Origin of the sequence: Blastococcus sp. CCUG 61487 (assembly GCF_005222955.1) — a bacterium.
GTDB lineage: Bacteria > Actinomycetota > Actinomycetes > Mycobacteriales > Geodermatophilaceae > Blastococcus.
Map to the genome: position 1 here is coordinate 14,656 of NZ_LWUA01000157.1, position 20,325 is coordinate 34,980.

Sequence of the window (20,325 nt, forward strand, 5' to 3'; positions counted from 1 at the left end):
GGCTCGCCGTCGGCGTCCTGCCCGCAGCGTCGCACGGTGACCGCCCGCGTCCCGCGGCCCGGCCCCGGACGCGGTACGCAACTGTTCGAGAGGACCTCCGATGACCACGCCGCAGGTGCTCGGCGAGCGGTACGAGATCGGCGGGGTGCTCGGCCGCGGGGGGATGGCCGAGGTCCACCACGGCCGGGATCTGCGACTGGGCCGCGAGGTGGCGGTCAAGGTGCTGCGCAGCGACCTGGCCCGGGATCCGTCCTTCCAGGTGCGCTTCCGCCGCGAGGCGCAGGCCGCGGCGTCGCTGAACCACCCGGCGATCGTGGCGGTGTACGACACCGGCGAGGACCGCACCGTGCTGGGCGCGACGCCCTACATCGTCATGGAGTACGTCGAGGGCGAGACCCTGCGCGACGTGCTGCGCCGGGAGGGCAGGCTCTCCCCGGAGCGGGCGATGACCCTGGCCGCCGACATCTGCGGCGCCCTGGACTTCAGCCACCGCAACGGCATCGTGCACCGCGACGTGAAGCCCGGGAACGTGATGATCACGCCCCAGGGCACCGTGAAGGTCATGGACTTCGGCATCGCCCGGGCGGTGTCGGACTCGGCGGCCACGATGACCTCGACCGCAGCCGTCATAGGCACCGCCCAGTACCTCTCCCCCGAGCAGGCCCGCGGCGAGAGCGTCGACGCCCGCTCCGACGTGTACTCCCTCGGCTGCCTGCTCTACGAGTTGGTCACCGGCGCACCGCCGTTCACCGGCGACTCCCCCGTCGCCGTCGCCTACCAGCACGTCCGCGAGGACCCCCGCCTGCCTTCCTCGATCGATCCGGAGATCCCGGCCGAGCTCGACGCCATCCTGATGAAGGCGATGAGCAAGAACCCGGCCAACCGGTACCAGTCGGCCGCGGAGATGCGCAACGACCTCCTCCGGGCGCTGGCCGGTCAGCGGGTGGAGGCGACCCCCGTCATGGGCGACGCAGAGAAGACCGCGATCATCGGCGCCGCACCGGCCGGCTACGGCTACGACGACTGGGACGACGAGGACGAGCAGGCCCGTCGTCGCAAGCGCCGGACCATCATCGCCGTCGTCTCCGTGGTGGCCGTGCTCCTGCTCGGTGGGGCCATCGCGCTGGCGCTCGCCCTGGGTAGCGACGACGAGGAGCCGGTCGCCACCCAGGTGCAGGTGCCCCCGCTGCTGGGCCTGCCCGAGGCCGAGGCGCGCGCCGCGCTGGACGAGGCGGGCCTGGTGGTCGACGAGGTGACCCCGCGGGAGACCACGGAGCCCGACGAGGTCGGCACGGTGCTGGACAGCAACCCGGCCAGCGGTGCGCAGGTGGACGAGGGCAGCGAGGTCGACCTCGTCGTCGGCGTCGAACCGGACACCCTGCTCGTGCCCAACGTGGTCGGGCTGGACGAGGACCGGGCGCGGTCCACGCTCGAGCAGGCCGGCTTCCGCGGGACGATCAACACCCGCCAGGAGGACTCCCTGGAGGAAGAGGGCACGGTCGCCTCGGTGAGCCCCGAGGAAGGCCAGTCCATCTCGCCCGACGGCACCATCACCCTGGGCATCTCCACGGGCACCGTCGACCTGCCCAACGTGGTGGGCCGCAGCGAGGCCGACGCCCGTGCCGCGCTGACCGCGGCCGGGTTCAGCGAGGGGCAGATCAGCACCGAGGAGGTCGACTCGCCCCAGCCGCCCGGCAGCGTCGTCGCCGCGACGCCGGGTGCGGGCAGCGCGGCGTCCTCGGACACCCGGATCGTCCTGCAGATCTCCGGTGGCCCCGCCGAGCCCACCACGATCCGCGTCCCGTCCGTGACGACCGGCGCGCCCGCCAGGAACGCCTACAACCAGCTGGTGACCGCCGGCTTCCAGAACATCGCCATCCAGACCGCGGATGGTGCGGAGGTCTCGCCCGACAACGCGACCGCCGTCCGGACCGACCCCCCTGCCGGGACCGAGCTGGAGCCCGACGACCGGCTGGTGCTCATCGTGCAGCCGCCCGCAGGAAGCGGCGGTGGCGGCGGCGGTGGTGGTGGCGGCGGCTGACCGCTGCGCCCGGTCATGATCAGGTGACCTGATCGTCCGGCGTCCTCCCTCGCGGTCGACCGTGAGGGAGGACGCTCGATGATCAGGTCACCTGATCGTCGCCGAGAAGGTCAGGCGGTGGCGGTGTTCAGCCGTTCCGCCGCCACGACGGCGGCCTCCAGGGCGGCCGGGTCGGGTGCCAGGCCGCAGGTCTCCAGCCAGGTGGCCAGCATCCGGTGACCGCCCTCGGTGAGCACCGACTCCGGGTGGAACTGCACGCCCTCGATCGGCAGCTCTCGGTGCCGCAGCGCCATGACGATGCCCGACGGCGTGGTACCGGTGACCTCCAGCTCCTCGGGCACGGTGGCGACGTCGACGGCCAGCGAGTGGTACCGGGTCGCGGTGAAGGGCGAGGGCAGACCGGCGAGCACCCCCTGGCCCTCGTGGACGACCTGGCTGGTCTTGCCGTGCAGCAGCTCGGGGGCCCGGACCACCTCACCGCCGAACGCCTCCGCGATCGCCTGGTGGCCGAGGCACACACCCAGCACCGGGACGCCCTGCTCGGCCGCCGCGTGCACCATCGGCACCGAGACGCCCGCATCGGCCGGGGTGCCCGGCCCGGGGGAGAGCAGCACCCCGGCGACGTCGAGCTCGGCCAGCTCGTCCACCGTCACCGCGTCGTTGCGCCGCACGATGCAGCGGACCCCGAGCTGGCCGAGGTACTGGACGAGGTTGTAGACGAAGCTGTCGAAGTTGTCGACGACGAGCACCGGCCGCTCGGTGGCGGTGCCGGCGGGGCGGCTCTCGGCGGGCACGGTTCTCCCGGGGGTTCGGACGGGGCGGCAGCTCAGCCGGCGGTGGCGTACTGCAGCGCGAGGGGGCCATCGTAGGCGGGCAGCTCGACCGACGAGCGCTCGCGCACCTCGTAGGTCAGCCCGTAGGCTTCCACGACCTGCTTGAAGACGGCGATCTGCGGGGAGGCGGCGAGCTGCTCGCGGACCTCCGCGGCGTCGACGACGGCGGTCACGACGAACGGTGGCGAGTAGGTGCGGCCCTGCAGCAGCAGCGTGTTGCCGACGCAGCGGACGGCGCTGGTGGAGATCAGCCGCTGGTCCATGACCGCGACGCCTTCGGCGCCCGCGGCCCACATGGCGTTCACGACCGCCTGGACGTCCGACTGGTGGATGACCAGGTCGTCGGGCCGGGCGTCGACGGGGAGGCCACCGTCGGGCCGCTGGGGGGCGTCGTCCAGGGTGACGACGACGCCGGCGCCACTCACCTCGGACAGCCCCGCGGCGGGGGCCCCCCGCTCGCCCGCCTGGCGGGCATCGGCGACGGCGTCGTCCCGCGAGGCCGCCTGCGCGGTGAGCTGCTCCGAGGTGCGCTGCAGCTCGGCGAGCCGGCGTTCCTGGGCCGCGATCGCGCTGTCGCGCTCGCGGATCAGCGCCGACAGCTCGGTCACCTCGCCGGCCCGGAGATCGGTGCCCTGCGCCGTGGCGCCCGAGGTGGCGAACAGCAGCCCCGCGGCCAACGCCACGACGGGTACCAGGGCGCCCCAGGCCGACAGCTGGGGACGGCGCAGCGGCGAGCGGGCCACGGCACCTCCAGCGCTCGGGACGGGCTCCGCCACCGTGGCGCCGCCGTCCCTGTCGCTCCACAGCTTAGGCTTGGTCGACGACCGGCCGGTGAAGACGCACGGCCACCCGGAGGGAGACAGGCACGGTGCCCAAGTCGAAGGTGCGCAAGAAGTCGGTCTACACGCCTCCCGAGGGGGTGTTGCAGGCCCGCTCGGCACAGGCCGCCCGCGCCGCGCAGCCCAGCCCGCGCTGGTACGTGGCGCTGATGGTCGGGTTGATGGTGGTCGGCCTGCTCTGGATCGTCGTCTACTACGTCGCCGGCGACCAGATCGGCTTCATGCGCGACCTCTCCGCGTGGAACTTCGCCATCGGGTTCGGCGCCATGGTCACCGGCCTGATCATGTCCATGAACTGGCGCTAGCCACCACTGCCCGCGCGAGGCCCCCGTCCCTCCTGGGACGGGGGCCTCGGCCGTTCCGGGCACCGGGCGAGGGAACCGGACGGCGGGGATGTGCACAGCCGTGAGCTGCATCCACAGGTCGACAAGGCGCCCGCCCCCAGAGTTGTCCACCGAGTGTGGAGAGACGGACCGGGCCCGTTCGCCGCTGACCTGCGGTTTCTCGGGGCATGGGGCGGATGTGACGTGCGCTGCACGCGCGTAACTACACCTGTGTGAGTCTGTCCCCAGCTGTGTACCCACCTGTGGACGAGTCGACAAGTCCGTCGTCCCGGAGCAATGGCTGCGCGCAGGCATACCCGGCGCGACCTGCGCCTACACCCCGGACGCCGCGGGTCGCCTCGCGGGCCGCGAGGGTGCCGATGAACGCGACAGCCCCCGACACCGGCGCGGTGTCGGGGGCTGTCGGTCAGCTGTGGATCAGGCGTCCAGCAGCTCCAGGATGGTGGCGTTGGCCATGCCGCCGCCCTCGCACATCGTCTGCAGGCCGTACCTGGTGCCGGTGTTGCGCATCCGGTGGATCAGCGTGGTCATCAGACGGGCGCCGGAGCCACCCAGCGGGTGGCCCAGCGCGATGGCGCCGCCGTGCGGGTTCAGCCGGTCGGCGTCGGCACCGATGTCGGCCAGCCAGGCCATCGGGACGGGCGCGAAGGCCTCGTTGACCTCGTAGACGCCGATGTCGTCGATCTTCAGGCCCGACCGGTCCAGCAGCTTCTTGGTCGCCGGGATGGGGGCGGTGAGCATGATGATCGGGTCGTCGCCGGCCATGACCGTGGTGTGGATGCGGACGAGCGGGGTGAGCCCCAGCTCCTTGGCCTTCTCGCTGGTCGTGACCAGGACGGCGGCGGAGCCGTCGGAGATCTGGCTCGCGTTACCGGCGCTGATGACCCCGTCCTCCTTGAACGGCGTCTTCAGCGTGCCGAGCTTCTCCACGGTGCTGCCGGCGCGGATGCCCTCGTCGGCGCTGATGACGGTGCCGTCCGGCAGGGTCACCGGGGCGATCTCCTCCTCGAAGGCGCCGTCGGCCTGCGCCTTCGCGGCCTTCTCGTGGGAGGCGACGGAGAACTCGTCGAGCTGGGTGCGCGAGAAGCCCCAGCGCTCGGCGATCATCTCCGCGCCCAGGCCCTGGTTGATCGGCTGACCCGCGTAGCGCTCCATGAAGCGGGGGCCCATCGGGCGGCCGGCGCCGATCTCGGGCTTGCTGGCCGAGCCCATGGGGACGCGGCTCATCATCTCCACGCCACCGGCGACGACGACGTCGGCCTGGCCGCTGACCACGGTCGCGGCGGCGAACGCCACCGACTGCTGCGAGGAGCCGCACTGGCGGTCCACGGTGGTGCCGGGGACCGACTCGGGCCAGCCGGCCGCGAGAGCGGCGCTGCGGGCGATGTTGAAGGTCTGCTCACCGACCTGGCTGACGCAGCCCCAGATGACGTCCTCGATCACGGCGGGGTCGATCCCCGCCCGCTCGACCAGGGATTCGAGCACGTGGGCGGAGAGGTCGACGGCGTGGACGCCCGAGAGGCCGCCACCCCGCTTCCCCACAGGCGTGCGCACGGCTGCACAGATGACGGCGTCCCGCATGGGCTTACTCCTCGACGACGATCGCGGGCCCGGCCAGGCGGCCGGCCCTCCCGGCATCGTAGGACGAGCGGTCAGGCAGGTGTCCGACGGTCGTGATCTGGGCCACCCGGACGGCTGACCGGTGCTCCTCCGGGACCGGTCAGAGCACCACGACCGTCGGCACGGTCAGGGCCACGACGAGCAGGACGACGCCGAGACCGACCAGCCCGGGCAGGTGCCACGCGGGGCGACGGCGGGTCAGCACGAGGTACCCGGCCGCCAGCGCGCCGGCGGCCAGTCCGCCGAGGTGCCCGAGCAGCGAGACGCCGGGCAGGAAGCTGATGGCGACGTTGATCGCCAGCAGGGTGAGCAGCCCGCGGACGTCCTGCCGGCTCGCCAGCATGAGCACACCGAGGGCGCCGAGCAGGCCGTAGATCGCCGCCGAGGCGCCGGCGACAGGAACCCGCGGGTCGCCGAGCAGCTGGATGGCCACGGCGCCGCCCAGCGCCGAGACGAGGTAGACGGCGAGATACCGCGCCCGGCCGAGCTGCCGCTCGAGCTCGGAGCCGAAGATCAGCAGGGCGAGCATGTTCATCGCCAGGTGCACCGGGCCGATGTGCAGGAAGGCCGCGGTGAGCACGCGCCACCACTCGTCGAGGTGGATCACGCCGTTGGGCCACTGCGAGAGCCGGTCGAAGACGGGTGAGTCGTAGTTCTCGAGCAGCGGGGCGCCGTCCAGGGCCGCCGACGCCGCGGTGACGACGAACATCGCCAGGTTGAGGGCGATGAGCGCCAGGGTGACCACACCCCACCGGCGTCCCGCCGTCCGGAGGCCACCGCCGCTGCGGACCTGGCGGATCGACGCCTGTCCGGCTGCCACGCACTCGGGGCACTGGAAGCCCACCGAGGCGGGGATCATGCACTCCGGGCAGATCGGCCGGCCGCACCGGGTGCAGCGGATCCCCGTGGGCCGGTCGGGGTGCCGGTAGCAGTTCGCGGGCAGGGGCGCCGGCCGGTCCTGCGGGCCGGCGCCCCCGTCTGCCGGGTCCTGGGTCAGCTGCGCTGCACCTCGACGGACTCGATGACGACGTCGTCCACCGGACGGTCACCCCGTGCGGTCGGGACGGCGGCGATGCGGTCGACGACGTCGCGGCCGGCCTGGTCGGCCACCTCGCCGAAGATCGTGTGCTTGCCGGTCAGCCAGGTGGTGGGGGCCACGGTGATGAAGAACTGCGAGCCGTTGGTGCCCGGGCCGGCGTTGGCCATGGCGAGCAGGTAGGGCTTGGTGAAGGCGAGCTCCGGGTGGATCTCGTCGCCGAACTGATAGCCGGGTCCGCCGATGCCCTGACCGAGCGGGTCGCCGCCCTGGATCATGAAGCCGGAGATGATCCGGTGGAAGATCGTGCCGTCGTAGAGCTTGGCCGTGGTCTTCTCGCGGGTCTGCGGGTGCGTCCACTCGCGACGGCCCTCGGCGAGGTCGGCGAAGTTGGCGACGGTCTTGGGTGCGTGGTCGGGGAACAGGTCCACGGTGATGTCGCCGTGGTTGGTGTGGAGGACCGCGCGGCGGGCGGGAGTCGATTCAGTCACCCCTCCACTCTCCCACCGACGCCGGGGCGACGACGCCGCGGTCCCGGCCGCGCCTGCGCAGCACCCGCGCGGAGCGGCAGCTCAGTTCCCCGTGCAGACGGCGGCGAGGTCGCCGTGGAAGGCGAGGACCAGCGGCGCGCCGGTGCAGACGGTGCTGCGGCCGGGCCGGACGGCGGCCACGCCGTCCGCCGGGGTCTGCGCCGCGAGCAGCAGGTCGAGCAGGCCGGGCCCGCGGACGCGGTCGACCCGGGTGTCGTCCGGGTCGATGTCGTTGAGCTCGGCGGCGAACCGGTAGGCCTCCTCCCGGCCGAGGACCCGGTCGACCAGGCCGCGCTCGATAGCCGTCTGCCCGTCGAAGACGAAGGCGCCTAGCTCGTCGACGATGGTCTGCGCCGGGATGCCCCGGGTCTCGGAGACCCAATCGACGAACTCCGCGTACTCGCGCTCGAGGCCGGCGCCCAGGACCGCGCGCTCCTCGTCGGTCATGTCGCGGTACGGGTTCCCGAGGTCCTTGCCGCGGCCGCGGGAGAGGTACTCCTCGGTGATGCCTCCCTCGGTGGTGACGCCGGGCTCCAGGAGGGTCCCCGGGATCGCGGTGACGTCCCGGTACCGCTCGAACGGGCCCATGATCACGCCGATGCTGCCCACCAGGCTGCCGTGGTCGGCGACGATCTCGTCCGCCCCGGCCATGGCGTACACGCCACCCGAGGCCGACATGCCCTGCACGTGCGCCATGACGCGGTGACCGGTTCGTTCCCGGTAGCGCTCGACGGCGTCGGCGATGGCGCGCGAGCCGTAGATCGTCCCGCCCGGGGTGTTGAGCTCCAGGATGAGTCCGTCGGCGTCGTCCTCGTCGAGGGCGTCGATCGTGTCGGCCACCTCGTAGCCGTAGGTGGTGCCGCCGAACGTGGCGCCGTCGCTCTCCCCGCCCAGGATCACGCCGGTGACGGGGATGGCGAGCAGCCGCCCCTCGGCGCCCGGCTCCCCCCAGACCGTCTCCGTGATCGGCTGGGCCTGCCCGCTGGAGCCGCTGCCGGACACCAGCCCGACCAGGGAGACCACGAGGAGCACGACCATGACGACGCCGACGGCCGCCAGCCCGAGTCCGGCGCCGAGGCTCGCCCCGAAGCCCAGGCCGAAGCCGCGGCGGAACTGGCTCGGCTCCCGCGGCGGTGGCGGCATGGGGCCCGGCCGCCAGCCGGGCGGCGGAACGGGTCCGGACGGCGGCCTCGCCTGGGGTGCCGGCGGCGGCTCGGTGCTCACGTCGGACCCTCCGGGGTGGTGGGACAGCGGAAAGACCGACGCTACTGAGGAGGCCGGCCGCTCCTCCGCCGACGCGCCGCGTGGTCCCGAGGTCGTGGCCGGGTGACGCTCGGTACCGGGCACGCGCCTCGGGTGGTTCGGATCCACGTGAAACCGTGATCAGGGCATGTCAGCCGCGCAGCGGGCCGTTGTCAGGCCGGGCACTGCTCCCTAGCGTCCGTGCGCATGTTCCTGACGTCGCCACCCGGGTCGCCCGAGGCCGAGGCCCTGTACGAGGAGGACCGCCGGGCGATGGGTTTCGTCATGAACGGTTCCCGGTTGTGGGCGCACGACCCGCTGCTGCACGACGAGCTCTTCGCCCTCCTGGCCCGGGCGTCCGGTGACGCCGGACTGAGCCTCCGGGAGCGCGGTGTCCTGGTGACGGCGTCCGCCTCGACGCTGGGCGACTCCTACTGCTCCCTGGCGTGGGGCACGAAGCTGGCGCGGGAGGCGGGCGGGGACGTCGCCGCGGGCGTGCTCGAGGGCACCGACCGCGGGTTGACGCGGAAGGAGCAGGCGCTGGCCCGTTGGGCGCGGCTCGTGGTGGGGGATCCCAACGGCACGCAGCCCGACGACGTCCAGGAGCTTCGCGACGCCGGCTTCACCGAGGCGCAGATCCTCGCGATCACCGCGTTCGTCGCGCTGCGGTCGGCGTTCTCCACGGTGAACGACGCCCTGGGCGTGCGCCCCGAGCCCGAGCTGGTCGCCGGAGCCCCGGAGCCGGTGCGCGAGGTGGTCGAGTGGGGCCGCAGCGCGGCGCTGGCCTGACGCCGCTGGCCTGACCGCGCTGGCCTGATGGGCCGAGCAGCCGTGGTCACGAGCCGGTGCGAGTGGGTGGAGACGAGGGGAATCGAACCCCTAACCCCCGCCTTGCAAAATCGTCCGAGGGGCGGTTTGGCACAGTGGGCTGTGACTGAAAACCCGTCTTGAGCAGGCCTTTAACCGTTGGCAGTTGTCGGGCGCCGTCGGCCGATTTCGGCCGTTTTGCGGACCATCTGCGGACTGTGTGCGGACTGCGGGGACCGGCCGCCGCTGCGTCGGACGCCGCTCCGGGAGGCGGCACCCGCCCCATCCCCGCGGGATTGTCTCCGACCGCGCCGGCCGCCGGAAGGGCGCTTGCGCGTCCCTCCGGGATGGGCCTCCGGCCCACCCTTCCCCCGGCCGGTGCAGTCGGAGCAGGGCGGGTTATGGGAAGCGGGGTGGACCCTCGGCTGACCACCCACGTCCACGTCCTAGATCGGCGAGGTGAGGCCCGGCGTCACCGATCAGTGGTTGGCGGTGGCGGGTCCTCCGACCACGATCGGTAGAGCTGGTGGATGCCCTCCGACTCGGCCAGCACGGTGCGCCACTGGGGGTTCTGCGGCTCTGCTCCCATCTCGATGCACCACTGCACCGCCGACTCGAGGGTCTGTCGCGGCGTGACGAAGTGCCCTTCGGAGCGGACGGTGTACAGGTGGAGGTGCGGGAAGGTGGCGTGGCTCTTGCCGGCCGGGTGCCAGTGCATCGCCCACAGCTTTGCGTTGTCCGGCGTCCGGAACTCATACAGGTAGGCCGACGTCGTCACCCGCCAGCGCCCCTGCTCGACGTCGTACTTCTCGGGATCGGTCGGGATGATCCGGTAGTGCATGGACGCTAGGAACCGGCAGCCGGCCGAATCACCACGTAGGACAAGGCCGTCTCCGCCATTGAGTCTCCAGAGGTGCGTCTTGTCCGTCGCCGCACGCCCGCCAGGCGAGACGACGATCTTGCCGGTGCCGAGGCAGGCCATCGCTCGTTCGAGAGGGGCCAGAAACGCCTCGACCGCTTGATACGGCGAAGCTCCCGGCACGAGTCGTCAGCGTACGAGGGGCAGAGCCATGAGCACGTCGAGCAGCCCTGGGTGGTCATCGGGATCGACGTCGTCGAACTTGCCCTCATCGAGGGCGGCGAGGAACTCCTCGCCGCTCACGTCCATCGCGGCGTGGGCGATTCGGTCGAAGGCCGCGCGGGCCTCCTCGGGGGTGAGCTCACTGACCTCGACAGACGCGCTGCTCTCTGCGATCGACATGGTCACCCCTCCTTTATCCACACAGCTGTCCACAAGACGTCCACACCCATCTGTCTACAGGGTGCCACCGACGGAAACCCCGCGGCGAGCCGGGGCGCATGCGCCGTCACACGATCGGGGCGGAGGGTCGTCAACTGACGTCAAGCGCGCCACCCCTGCCGCTCGGCGCCATGCCTCGTCTCCTTGTCACTCTTCAGCTACGCGGAAGCCTCCTCCCGGCGTAGCCGCGCTTCGCGGTGGAAGTTCACTGGGCTGTTGTCGAGCACGCGGTTGACGATCGTAGGGAAGAAGACCTCTGGGGAGAGGTTCGGCGGTACGGCGTCGCGACGTAGTCCGACATGCGGGAGGTCCCGGAGCCGTTGATCCAGCTCGTCTTCGGGCAGCGGGAGCGGCAGCGGCTCCTCCTCGGCGGAGGGGTCGGCCTGTACGCCGGCTGAGACAAGAGGGTCTTCGTCGTCCTCGTCGCCGCCCGGCGGGGGCGGCAATTCGTCCGACCAGTCAGGGATGACGAGGCAGACTGCGTCGTAGGCGTCGTCCTCGCGGCCGAGCTTGCCGAGAAGGTCGATGATCCAGGCGGCAATGTCGGCGAACTGCGGCGTCAGCGCGGTCGAGCGCAGGCTGTAGAGAAAACCAAGTGCCGCTTGCGGGTGCCGACTGCGCAGGTTCTTGGCGTCGCCGTAGCTCTCTTCGACACGGTTGGCGGCGTTCTTGCCGAACGACGAGTCCATCCGCTTGGTCGAGATCATGATCTCGGGACCTGTGTTCCAGGCGGACATGACAACGTCGACCTGCTTGACGTAGTTCTTGCCGAGGATGTTCGCGTTCGCGCCGGTCTCGTTGCTGTACGTCTTACCGGACTGCAGCATGGCATCGAGCACGCGCAGCTGTTCACGAGTTGCTTCCCGCCGTAGCGCCACCAGCGTCGACGGCAGGATGCGTGGTGGATTTGCCCGGGGCCACACCAGATCGGGCTCGAAGCCGGCTCGGCGCAGCTCGTAGGCAGTCCAGACGTCGAGGGCTAACGCCGGCACACCGGACTGCGAGGCCGCTTGCAGCAGTAGCGGCACGCCCAGCAGCTGTTGGAGGACGTCGTAGTCGGGGTTGTAGCGGAGGGGCCCGTCTTCGGACTCGCGGTTCCACGGGTTGCTGTAGTCCTGCAGCTCCCCGCCGGTCTCTCGCTCAACGATCCGGTCGAACAGGGTCCATGCCTCGGACTTGAGACTGCGTTCAACAGCCATCAGGGACGCCGCAGCTTGTTGCTGTTGGCTCTCCGGCTGGCTGTGCCGCCGCCACCGTGATGAACATGCGGCGAGCCACCTCTTGCGACGCGTCGGGCCGTCAGCTCCTCGTGTCCTTGGCGCAGCGCCTTCACCTCAGCGTCTGGTAGCCCGAGTTCACCAATGAGAAGCACCTCATCGACCGCGCGGGCCGCCGACACGACTTGACCGCTTGCCAGGAAGCGGACCAACTGCGGCCGAAGTTTCCGTAGGGCTGTCTCGGCGGCTTTGGTCAGGGCGGGCGACGGCACGGGCAAGAGGTCGGCTTCCTTGGGTTCCAGCTTGAGCATCCCGCCTCCGTAGGCGCGACCAACCATCTCTGCGCCGAGCAGCGTCATGGAGTTCAAGGACGCCATCGGCAGGAGATCGCTACCGAGCGCCCGGTGCTCCGGCTTCAGATAGACGCCGTGCACCGAGTTGAGATGGTGCGCCCGGGCCTTGTTGGCGGACAGCCGCGGTGTATCGGCGTTCATGTAGGTCAGCAGGAGATCGGCCGGCTTCACCAGCGGCGTCCGCCACCACGGCTTTCGTACCCGGCACTTGTAGGCCTGATCGACCTCTTGCTCCTGGCCCTCGTAGATGTACGCCCACGCAGCCGCAGACGGCTCGCCAGCCGGTCGGAACAACCAGACCGCTGCGCCGGCGTCTCCCAACTCAGTGAGCGCCGCGGTGGTGAGGCTGAGGCCCCGCAGGTGCCGCGACCCAGGAGGCGACAACCGCAGCAGGTCTGACCTGGACAGGCCTAGCTGAGCGGCGCGCGCTGGGCTCAAGGTGAAGTACTTGTTGTTGCCCGTGACCATGCCGAGCGTGGTGTCGCCCCACGTCTCCAGCAGCGTGAAGGACTCAGTCGCCAGAAGCTCGGAATAGGCACCGAGGGTCTCGCTGGTCAGCAGGCTGGCAGTCCACTTGCCGGCGGGCGGGATCGGCCGCCACAGCCGTGGCGTCGTCGTGTTCGCCAGGTCGTCGGCGTTCTTCGCCTGGTACAGCCGGAAGTGGTCGGTGGGGCCGTTGGCGTAACCATCGGCCAAAACCAGGACGACCTCTTCCAGTACCCCGGGAAAGACGCGCTCGTCGAAGGCGACGAGATCGACCCGCTCGAAATTCTGCAGCAGGAAGGTGCGCACCCCGGCCGCGTAGTTGACCGTCAAGAGCTCGGCCGGCAGCACCAAGCCGAGACGACCACCGGGCTTCAAGAACTGTGCCGCATGCACCGTGAAGGCGGCCCATGACGACGCCAGGCCAGTCAGGGAGACACCGCCGCGGAGCGCCGCAGCGCGTGACCGGGCCCTACTTTCGCCGGAAAAGTCCTGGTACCGGACGTAAGGCGGGTTTCCGATTACCGCGTCGTACTGCCGGCTCGGCTTGACCCCGAAGAAGTCGCCGACGGTGACGGTTGCCTCCACGCCAGCGGCTGCCAGCAGGTCCCTTGCTGCTTGAGCTGAGTCCTCGTGGAGTTCAACGCCGTCGAGGTGGGGGAGAAACGTCTGTCCGGTGTTGGTGGCCTCCAGGGCGGCCAGGCGATCGACCGCGGCTAGGAGGAACGCAGCCTCGCCGCACGAGGGCTCGAGGACCCGGTCTTCGACGGAACGAACCGCCCAGTCAGTGATGTAGCGCGCGAGCGGTTCCGGGGTGAAGAAGGCGCCCCGGGCCTTCCGGAGGGCCGCCGTATCAAGATCTGCAGAGGCCGACCGGAGTACCACGCGTGCAGTCTTACCTATGGGGGTCACACAATCGGCGAGCGGGCAAGAATGTCCAGGTCACCGGGGTGGCGGGACAACCTCACCGACAACACGTGCGGCGAGAAGGTCTCACCTGAGCGGGACGGGTCATCGGTAGTCCCGGGCGTTCCGTAGGGAGGACCCTCCCCAGCTCTTGTCCCCGGCATGCCGTGACGGACTGCCTGGCGCCAAGGCGCGGCTTAGCCAACTGCGCTGCGACACGCGGCGGCCTGGACCCGCATCCGAGGGGCGAAAGATCCCAAGATGACCTGGGAGGGAGGCCACCGCAAGGGACCTGCTGCGCGCGCCCGGTGGGCGTGCTCGGATCGCACGGAAGCGCCACGGTGCCATGACTGTCGGTACCCCGTGTCAGCCTGTTGAGATGATGCTGAAACTCTTGGGCCAGCTCCGCGAGGTGGATTCAACGGAGGGCGAGGGCAAGACGTCACGGCACTCGGGCCGGCTCCTGCGTCAGGTCGAAATCAGCTTCCGCGTCGGCGACGCAGTGACCGAGCAGGTCACAGACGAGCTGAACGCCGCTCGTGAAGAGAGCGCCGCGTTAGAGGGCGACGACGGCACCCGATGGGTAGTCGGCTTGCACAGTCACTCCAACGTCAACGGCGGGACCTGGCGGATCACGGCTGCGCTGCGCGAGGTCGAGGAGGTGCGCGCGGAGCGCCTGGAGTTCCTCGGACTCGTGCTGTCGCCGTCGCACTACGACGAGCGCGAGGCATCCGGCAACGACGTACTAATGATCGTCGCAGAGGTCGCGCCGAGCCTCGAGGACAGCGAGGCGCTCGAGCGCCACATCACTGAGCAGAGGCTGCGGAACGACGGCGAGACCGCCCACTACTTCGGTCTCCGGCGGGTCGGGGTACAGGACGAGCCACTCCAGGTGCGATTCGGCCGATGCCTGTGGCAGAAGAGCGAGGGCGGAGCGCGTCGGCACCTGCTCGTCTTCGTCGCCGCCGATGGTGACGACGACGTGCAGGCCCGCCGCAAATTCGTCGGCTTCGACGAGCCCCGCAGCAGCAACGCAGCGCGCTTAGCGCTGCAGGGCCGTGAGGTCACCGAGGCCATCATCGAGGAGATCGCGCTCGCAGAGCTTCTGACGCCAGAAGCACTGGACCGCATCCGGCGGCGAGGCGAGACGGCATGGGATAGGCGCTTCCGCGACCTCAACGAGACAAGCGATCTCTCCCTGTTCTACTAATCGCGACGAACTTCTCTGCCGAGCGCTACGGCTGCTGGCTGGGCATGTTTCCGGGCGCTTCCGAACCCGCAGGCTTTTCCGCCGGGCCCGTCAATAGTGCGATGACCAAGAGCGCGCCTCCGACGACCGCGAGCGGACCATAGAACAGCCAGACAGACCAATTGCGGAAGTGATTCGGCCACCACCAGCGAGGGGGGCGAGCCTGAGTCGCTAAGCCCTTCATCGACAACGGAACAACCGAGTTGTCGTCGGCAACCGAGTCGTAGACATCTCTGGCCCGACGCTCGGCGTTGAGATACCGGGCATCAAGGGCTCCGAATGCTATAAGTGTCAGAATGCCGAGCGCGATGAATGGCCAACTTTCGCGCACTAGGGCTACTCCGAATGCTGCGCCGGCGAGCGTAACCGACCAACCCTTCGCCGCGGCCGACGACCCCGCCATCCGCCCAATGGCTCCCGAGATCAGGTCAAGATGCTTTCGTCGATCTTCTCGATCCTGCTCGCTGGCCATGTCATATCCGGCAAGCTTGGACGTCGCCACAGCGGCTTCAAGGCTGGACCGCATCGCATCCAAGTCTGCTGTTGACCACGTGGGGTTCGGCGACGGCCAAAAGTCCTCCACGGCGTCGCTCGCCCATCGAGGCACGACGTGGACGTGCAGGTGGTTGACCGTCTGAGTGGCAGCCCGGCCGTTCGACTGGATCACGTTGAGACCCTCGGGCCGCATGGCGTCGCGCGCCGCGGCAGCAACGCGCAACACCTCCGAGGCGAGATTTCGGGCTGTTCCCTGCGATAGAGCCCATATGTCGACCGTGTGATCGTCTGGCACCACCAAGACGTGCCCCCGCGTTGCCGGTTCGTCCGGCAGGAACACAGTGACACCGAGTCGCCGGGAGACGATGCGAGCCGGCGCGTCCCCCGCGATGATGTCGCAGAAGGCGCAGTCCGGGTCGCGTATGGGATTCATCAGGCGCGCTTGACGGCGCCGTTCACCCAAGACTCGAAACTGTCCCGGATGGTGGCGTACACAGCCTTACTGTCGGTGCCGCTGGGATTGTGGAGGGTGACGTGGCGGCTGAGCGCCATGCCATCAGCGTCGAAAACCTTATCGAAAGGGTTCTCGCCGTAGGAACCCTTGTTGCCGTTCAGGTCAAGCATTCCGTGGACACGGATGCCAACGAGACGCCTCCTGTCCTGCCACGCCTTCTCGATCTCATACCTGACCCACTTGCGGGAGGCCGTCTCGCCGCCGACCAGCACGACGACGGCGTCCTTGCCGGCCATCTCATTCGCGATCCAGTTCTTGACCGCCTGATCGCCGCCCGCCTTGATCGTTTCCCAACGCTGGGCGCTGACCTCCTCGCGATCCTCCTCGATGGCGCCGATGTTTCGGATGCGCTGACACCGGGTCACGTCACCGTCGTAGTGGAAGCTCAGAAAGACCTTCTTGGCCATGTAGCACGCTCCTGCCCGTTGACTCCCTGCCGCCTTCTCCCGGATGCTCCCATGGACCGCCGACAGTCTGGGCGGAGTGCCCCGACCGCTCATCGGCATCAAGGCGTCCGGTAGGCCGATCTTCCAGCGGATCAGTCCGCGGCCTGCGGCTAGTGCCGTGCGACCGCGTCGGAATCTGGGCGGTCAAATCAGAGGCTGCCCCTTGGAGTTCTTAGAGCGCCGCTCACCGGTCGCAGGGTGGTACCCCCACAGCCAGATCATCACCGGCTCCGGGAGCTTGAACAGGACCTTGTTGAGGATGTGCTCCGCCTTCGGCGGCAGCTGGCGTGCGAGCCACTGGACCGGGCGACTATGCACCGGGATCCATGACGAGTCGAAGAGTTCGTCAGTGGTCGCCCGCCACTGGTAGGTCCGGCCCCGCACGTCGGTGATCTGCAGCGTGACCGGCAGGTCCACGGTGCCACCGTTCGCCTCCATCAGGTCGAGCGAGACGGGGTCGACGTGCTCACGACCCGGACCCAGGTACGGCCAGTGGGGATGTCCAATCCACTCCGGCTCCAGCACGTGGACGTTCCTCACCGGCCAGTCGCTGCTGTTCTTGACGGTGAGGTAGCCGCCGGTTAGCGCCCTGGTGTTTCCCAAGCCACCACGTGACTCCCAGATCGGCGTGATGCTTGCGGTCACGAGCCGGGCCTGACGCTGCTGCTCTCGGCGCTCGATGATGCGCGCGACCCATAGGCCGCTGATCACACCGGCGAGCAGACCGCTGACGATCCCCACGACGAGGTTGGGCAGCTGGTCCTGCAAGAATTCCACGGGATTGAGAATGCCTGTAGGTGCCGGTGACTTCTGACCGACAAGCCGGTTTGCAGACGCGCTGGTCACTGAAGTGCAAGCCGAACCCCAGTCGGGAACGCCGCAGGACAGAGCGAGCGCCCCTCGGCCGCCGTCCCGTACGACCCGCCCGGCGAGCCTTCCCGCACGGGCAGGACAACCGGGACACCCTGTCGGCCGCCCACAGTCCCGTCCGGTGGGGGCGCTCAGCGCCCACGACAGCGCGTCACAGGAGGTTGATGACGCGAGCCTGCGCAGCGCGGAAGTTATCGGGGTCGACACCGCTCGCTGAGACGAACGACGCACAGGGCTTCGCAACCGACAATTGCCGCAAATAATCAACGAATGTGACCACCGCGTAGACTTTTCGCCCGCCATTATGGTCTTCTGCGGGCTAGCCAGGTCCTCGCCAAGAAACGGCACGCATGCTACCAATAGAGGTAGGTCGGGCCCTGCTTCGCGGGGCCCATCGCCGTTTCTAGGGGTGACCTGTTGGTCATTGTTGGGTGGCGCTGGAAATGCACGGTGGAATGAAGGTATACGCCGGATCGGCGGCGGCCGCCCGGGCGTACCTGGAGGCCGACCGCGGCCGGGCCGATGACTACTACCTGACCGAGGGGACCGGGCTGGCCCGCCGCTTCGTGGCCCGGGACGGACGGGTGGCCGAGCAGGCGCCGCTCACGGGGGACGCCTACGAAGCCTGGGTGGCCGGCCGCGACCCGGACACCGGCGACCCGCGGGGGCGGCTGCGCACCGACGCCCACGCGGTGCGCTTCGTCGAGGTGGTGGTCAACGGCCCGAAGTCCTGGTCGCTGGCCGCCGCGATGCATGAGGACGTCGCGGTCGCCTACGACGCCGCGCAGGACCGCGCCGCCGCCCAGATCATCAGCTGGCTCGCCGCCCACGCGACCACCCGGGTCGGCCCGCGCGGCGGCCAGGTCCAGGTGCCGGTGGAGATCCTGGAGGCGGTGACGGTGCGGCACTACACCTCCCGCGCCGGAGACCCGCACCGGCATCTGCACCTGCAGATCGGTGCCCGGGTGTTCGCCGCCGAACGATGGCGCGGGCTGCACACCGTCGGCGTGCGCGACTTCCTCGCCGCCATCAACGGAATCGGGCATGCCGCGGTCGCCTGCGATCCGCAGTTCCGGGCAACACTCGCCGCGCACGGCTACACCCTGGATGGGACTGGAGAAATACTGGAGCTTGGCGCCTACGTCGGTCCGTTCAGCGCAAGGGCGGCGCAGATCGGTCGCAACCTAGACCGCTACGAACGCGACTGGATGGCGGCGCACCCCGGAGAACAGCCCGGTCCGGCGCTGCGGCGGGCCTGGGACGCCCGCGCCTGGGCCGAAGGGCGCCCGGACAAGGTCATCCCCCGCTCCGGGGCCGACCTCGTGGCGCGGTGGCGAGCCGAGCTGGGGTCACTGGGCTATCGCGATCCGGCCCACCCCGTCTCGCTGGCGTCGACTCCGGTAGGCGCGCTCGACCGCGAGGTTGCCGTCGACACCGTGCTGACCCGGCTGGCCGCCGGCCGTTCGGCCTGGAACGCGGCCGACGTGCGCGGCGAGGTTGAGCGGCTGGTCGCCGCGGTGGGCATCATCGCCGACACGGCGGTGCGCCTGGAGTTGGCCGAGGACCTCGCCGCCCGTGCTCTGGACCGGTGCGTTCCCCTGGTGGATCGGGAGGGAGTGCCGGAACACGTCCGGTCCTGGACCTCGCGGCCGGTGCTCGACGTGGAGGCCGACCTGCGTACCCGGTTCGCCGCCCGCGCCGGTCGGCCACCGCTGGGTGCACCGCGGCCGGCGCCGCTGCCGGCCGGCGTTGTCCGGGGCCTGGACGCCGGTCAGGCCGCCGTGGTCGCCGTCCTGACCGGCGACCGGCGGTTGATGGTCGTGGAGGGCGCGGCCGGGGCGGGCAAGACCACCACGCTGGCCGCTGCCCGTGAGCTGCTGCAGCGGCAGGGGCGGCGACTGGTGGTTGTCACCCCGACGCTGAAGGCCGCCAAAGTCGCGCGTACCGACGTCGGCGTGCCCGCCAAATCGGCCGCGTCTCTCGTCTTCGCGCACGGCTGGCGCTGGACGGAGCACGGCGAGTGGACCCGACTCGTCGTCGGCGAGGTCGACCCGGTCACCGGCCGCATCCACACCGGGCCGGCGGAGGGGAGCCGGCTGCGGCCCGACGATCTGCTGATTGTCGACGAGGCCGGCATGCTCGACCAGGACACCGCCCGCGCTCTGCTCACCGTGGCCGACGAGGCCGGGGCGCGGCTCGCGCTGCTGGGCGACCGCCACCAGCTCGCGGCGGTCGGCCGCGGTGGCGTCCTGGACCTGGCCGCCGCTCAGGTCGATCCGGCCGCCTGCCTGACATTGGAGTCGGTGCACCGCTTCACCCGCACCGACAGCACCGGCCGGTCGGTTCCGGACGGTGAGTACGCCGAGCTGACGTTGGCGATGCGCCGGGGTGACACCCCCGGTGTGGTGTTCGACGCCCTCTTCGCCCGCGGCCGGATCCGCCTGCACTCCGACCACGCAGCGTTGCAGGACGCCCTGGCCGCGGCCGCCGCCCACGACGCCCAGGCGGCCGACGTCGCAGTGGTGGCGGACACCCGCGAGCAGGTCGACGAGCTCAACGCCGCCATCCGCAATCGGCTGGTCGCCGACGGCCGCGTCGACGACGTCCGGGTTGTGACCACGCGGGCGGGCCAGCGGATCGGCGCCGGCGACAGGATCGCCACCCGGCGCAACGACCGTGACCTGGAGGTCGCCAACCGGGACACGTGGACCGTCACCGCGGTGGGCCGGCGCGGTGGACTGCTGGTCACCGCCGGCACGGCCACCGGGGACGTCTCCCGGGGCGATGTCACCCCGGCCGGCACACGGGTCCGGGTGCTGCCCGCCGACTACGTCACCCAGCACGTGGAGCTGGCCTACGCCAGCACCGCGTACGGCGTGCAGGGTGACACCGTTCCCGCGGCGCACGTGGTGATCGGTGACCAGACCGGCGCGGCCTCGGCCTACGTCGGCATGACCCGCGGACGGTTGTCCAACACCGCGCACCTCGTCGCGGCCGACGTGGCTGAGGCCCGGGCCCAGTGGATCGCCGTCTTCGGCCGCGACCGGGCCGACCTCGGCCCCGGGCACGCCGCCGGGCTGGCCGCTCGAGAGGCCGCCCGCGACCGCCAGGACCGGTCGCGCTACCGGACGGCAGCCGCTCGGCCGCGGCCGGTCGCGCCGGTACCGAGCGTCCCCCGGCCCGAGGCAGAGCGGCGGGCA

17 protein-coding genes and 1 pseudogene are annotated in these 20,325 nt (G+C 70.5%); 5 read left to right on the plus strand and 13 right to left on the minus strand.

Annotated features, from left to right (window positions below; all coding sequences use genetic code 11):
• Positions 1-100: 100 nt before the first annotated feature.
• Positions 101-2,041: a Stk1 family PASTA domain-containing Ser/Thr kinase gene (pknB, locus tag A6V29_RS08960; protein ID WP_137159973.1), complete on the plus strand. Its 1,941-nt coding sequence runs from the start codon at positions 101-103 to the stop codon at positions 2,039-2,041.
• Positions 2,042-2,151: 110 nt separating this feature from the next.
• Here the strand turns inward: pknB and A6V29_RS08965 are convergent, their stop codons facing one another.
• Positions 2,152-2,835: an aminodeoxychorismate/anthranilate synthase component II gene (locus A6V29_RS08965; RefSeq protein WP_170977789.1), complete on the minus strand. Its 684-nt coding sequence runs from the start codon at positions 2,833-2,835 to the stop codon at positions 2,152-2,154.
• 32 nt (positions 2,836-2,867) lie between these two features.
• Complete coding sequence (locus A6V29_RS08970) at positions 2,868-3,617, minus strand: DUF881 domain-containing protein (protein ID WP_137159974.1); 750 nt, start codon at positions 3,615-3,617, stop codon at positions 2,868-2,870.
• A gap of 125 nt (positions 3,618-3,742) precedes the next feature.
• Between A6V29_RS08970 and crgA the strand changes: the two genes are divergently transcribed.
• On the plus strand, positions 3,743-4,018 hold the full coding sequence (gene crgA, locus A6V29_RS08975) for a cell division protein CrgA (RefSeq protein WP_137159975.1): 276 nt from the start codon (positions 3,743-3,745) through the stop codon (positions 4,016-4,018).
• 456 nt (positions 4,019-4,474) lie between these two features.
• On the opposite strand, the gene A6V29_RS08980 is transcribed toward crgA, so the two are convergent.
• The 4 genes from A6V29_RS08980 to A6V29_RS21915 form a co-directional block, all read right to left on the minus strand.
• Entirely contained in the window at positions 4,475-5,638 is a 1,164-nt protein-coding gene (locus A6V29_RS08980) for a thiolase family protein (RefSeq protein WP_137159976.1), read from the minus strand.
• 139 nt (positions 5,639-5,777) lie between these two features.
• On the minus strand, positions 5,778-6,536 hold the full coding sequence (locus A6V29_RS08985) for a rhomboid family intramembrane serine protease (RefSeq protein WP_137159977.1): 759 nt from the start codon (positions 6,534-6,536) through the stop codon (positions 5,778-5,780).
• Between the two features lie 134 nt (positions 6,537-6,670).
• Positions 6,671-7,204 (minus strand): peptidylprolyl isomerase, encoded by a 534-nt coding sequence (locus A6V29_RS08990; protein ID WP_137159978.1) that lies wholly within the window; start codon positions 7,202-7,204, stop codon positions 6,671-6,673.
• A gap of 81 nt (positions 7,205-7,285) precedes the next feature.
• Positions 7,286-8,467, minus strand: coding sequence for a S49 family peptidase (locus A6V29_RS21915; RefSeq protein ID WP_170977790.1), 1,182 nt, complete (start codon positions 8,465-8,467; stop codon positions 7,286-7,288).
• Between the two features lie 225 nt (positions 8,468-8,692).
• Here A6V29_RS21915 and A6V29_RS09005 point away from each other — a divergent pair, with 225 nt between their 5' ends.
• Positions 8,693-9,274, plus strand: coding sequence for a carboxymuconolactone decarboxylase family protein (locus A6V29_RS09005; RefSeq protein WP_137159981.1), 582 nt, complete (start codon positions 8,693-8,695; stop codon positions 9,272-9,274).
• Positions 9,275-9,764: 490 nt separating this feature from the next.
• Here the strand turns inward: A6V29_RS09005 and A6V29_RS09010 are convergent, their stop codons facing one another.
• From A6V29_RS09010 to A6V29_RS09025, 4 genes are all read right to left on the minus strand, one after another.
• On the minus strand, positions 9,765-10,133 hold the full coding sequence (locus tag A6V29_RS09010) for a hypothetical protein (RefSeq protein ID WP_137159982.1): 369 nt from the start codon (positions 10,131-10,133) through the stop codon (positions 9,765-9,767).
• A gap of 207 nt (positions 10,134-10,340) precedes the next feature.
• Entirely contained in the window at positions 10,341-10,553 is a 213-nt protein-coding gene (locus tag A6V29_RS09015) for a hypothetical protein (protein ID WP_117377953.1), read from the minus strand.
• Between the two features lie 197 nt (positions 10,554-10,750).
• On the minus strand, positions 10,751-11,791 hold the full coding sequence (locus A6V29_RS09020; protein WP_137159983.1) for a hypothetical protein: 1,041 nt from the start codon (positions 11,789-11,791) through the stop codon (positions 10,751-10,753).
• The gene (locus tag A6V29_RS09025; RefSeq protein ID WP_137159984.1) at positions 11,791-13,530 is read right to left on the minus strand and encodes an HsdM family class I SAM-dependent methyltransferase; all 1,740 of its coding nucleotides are present in this window, start codon (positions 13,528-13,530) and stop codon (positions 11,791-11,793) included. Before A6V29_RS09025 ends, A6V29_RS09020 begins: the two co-directional genes overlap by 1 nt.
• 400 nt (positions 13,531-13,930) lie before the next feature.
• On the opposite strand from A6V29_RS09025, the gene A6V29_RS09030 reads away from it, so the two are divergent.
• The gene (locus tag A6V29_RS09030) at positions 13,931-14,761 is read left to right on the plus strand and encodes a hypothetical protein (protein ID WP_137159985.1); all 831 of its coding nucleotides are present in this window, start codon (positions 13,931-13,933) and stop codon (positions 14,759-14,761) included.
• A gap of 25 nt (positions 14,762-14,786) precedes the next feature.
• On the opposite strand, the gene A6V29_RS09035 is transcribed toward A6V29_RS09030, so the two are convergent.
• The 3 genes from A6V29_RS09035 to A6V29_RS09045 all read right to left on the minus strand — a co-directional run bounded on the left by A6V29_RS09035 (position 14,787) and on the right by A6V29_RS09045 (position 17,032).
• Complete coding sequence (locus tag A6V29_RS09035; RefSeq protein ID WP_137159986.1) at positions 14,787-15,728, minus strand: HIT domain-containing protein; 942 nt, start codon at positions 15,726-15,728, stop codon at positions 14,787-14,789.
• Entirely contained in the window at positions 15,728-16,216 is a 489-nt protein-coding gene (locus A6V29_RS09040) for a TIR domain-containing protein (protein WP_137159987.1), read from the minus strand. The genes A6V29_RS09035 and A6V29_RS09040 overlap by 1 nt, the downstream gene beginning before the upstream one ends.
• A 183-nt stretch (positions 16,217-16,399) precedes the next feature.
• Positions 16,400-17,032 carry a hypothetical protein gene (locus A6V29_RS09045; protein ID WP_137159988.1) on the minus strand — a complete coding sequence of 211 codons (633 nt, stop codon included), beginning with the start codon at positions 17,030-17,032 and terminating at the stop codon, positions 16,400-16,402.
• Between the two features lie 548 nt (positions 17,033-17,580).
• Between A6V29_RS09045 and mobF the strand changes: the two are divergent.
• Positions 17,581-20,226, plus strand: a pseudogene (mobF, locus tag A6V29_RS09050) (MobF family relaxase); the annotation flags it as partial.
• Between the last annotated feature and the right edge of the window lie 99 nt (positions 20,227-20,325).

Coding starts and splice junctions, on each gene's coding strand:
- pknB (WP_137159973.1), top strand. CDS start 101: ATGACCACGCCGCAGGTGCTCGGCGAGCGGTACGAGATCGGCGGGGTG.
- A6V29_RS08980 (WP_137159976.1), bottom strand. CDS start 5,638: ATGCGGGACGCCGTCATCTGTGCAGCCGTGCGCACGCCTGTGGGGAAG.
- A6V29_RS08985 (WP_137159977.1), bottom strand. CDS start 6,536: ATGATCCCCGCCTCGGTGGGCTTCCAGTGCCCCGAGTGCGTGGCAGCC.
- A6V29_RS09005 (WP_137159981.1), top strand. CDS start 8,693: ATGTTCCTGACGTCGCCACCCGGGTCGCCCGAGGCCGAGGCCCTGTAC.
- A6V29_RS09010 (WP_137159982.1), bottom strand. CDS start 10,133: ATGCACTACCGGATCATCCCGACCGATCCCGAGAAGTACGACGTCGAG.
- A6V29_RS09015 (WP_117377953.1), bottom strand. CDS start 10,553: ATGTCGATCGCAGAGAGCAGCGCGTCTGTCGAGGTCAGTGAGCTCACC.
- A6V29_RS09020 (WP_137159983.1), bottom strand. CDS start 11,791: ATGGCTGTTGAACGCAGTCTCAAGTCCGAGGCATGGACCCTGTTCGAC.
- A6V29_RS09030 (WP_137159985.1), top strand. CDS start 13,931: ATGATGCTGAAACTCTTGGGCCAGCTCCGCGAGGTGGATTCAACGGAG.
- A6V29_RS09035 (WP_137159986.1), bottom strand. CDS start 15,728: ATGAATCCCATACGCGACCCGGACTGCGCCTTCTGCGACATCATCGCG.
- A6V29_RS09040 (WP_137159987.1), bottom strand. CDS start 16,216: ATGGCCAAGAAGGTCTTTCTGAGCTTCCACTACGACGGTGACGTGACC.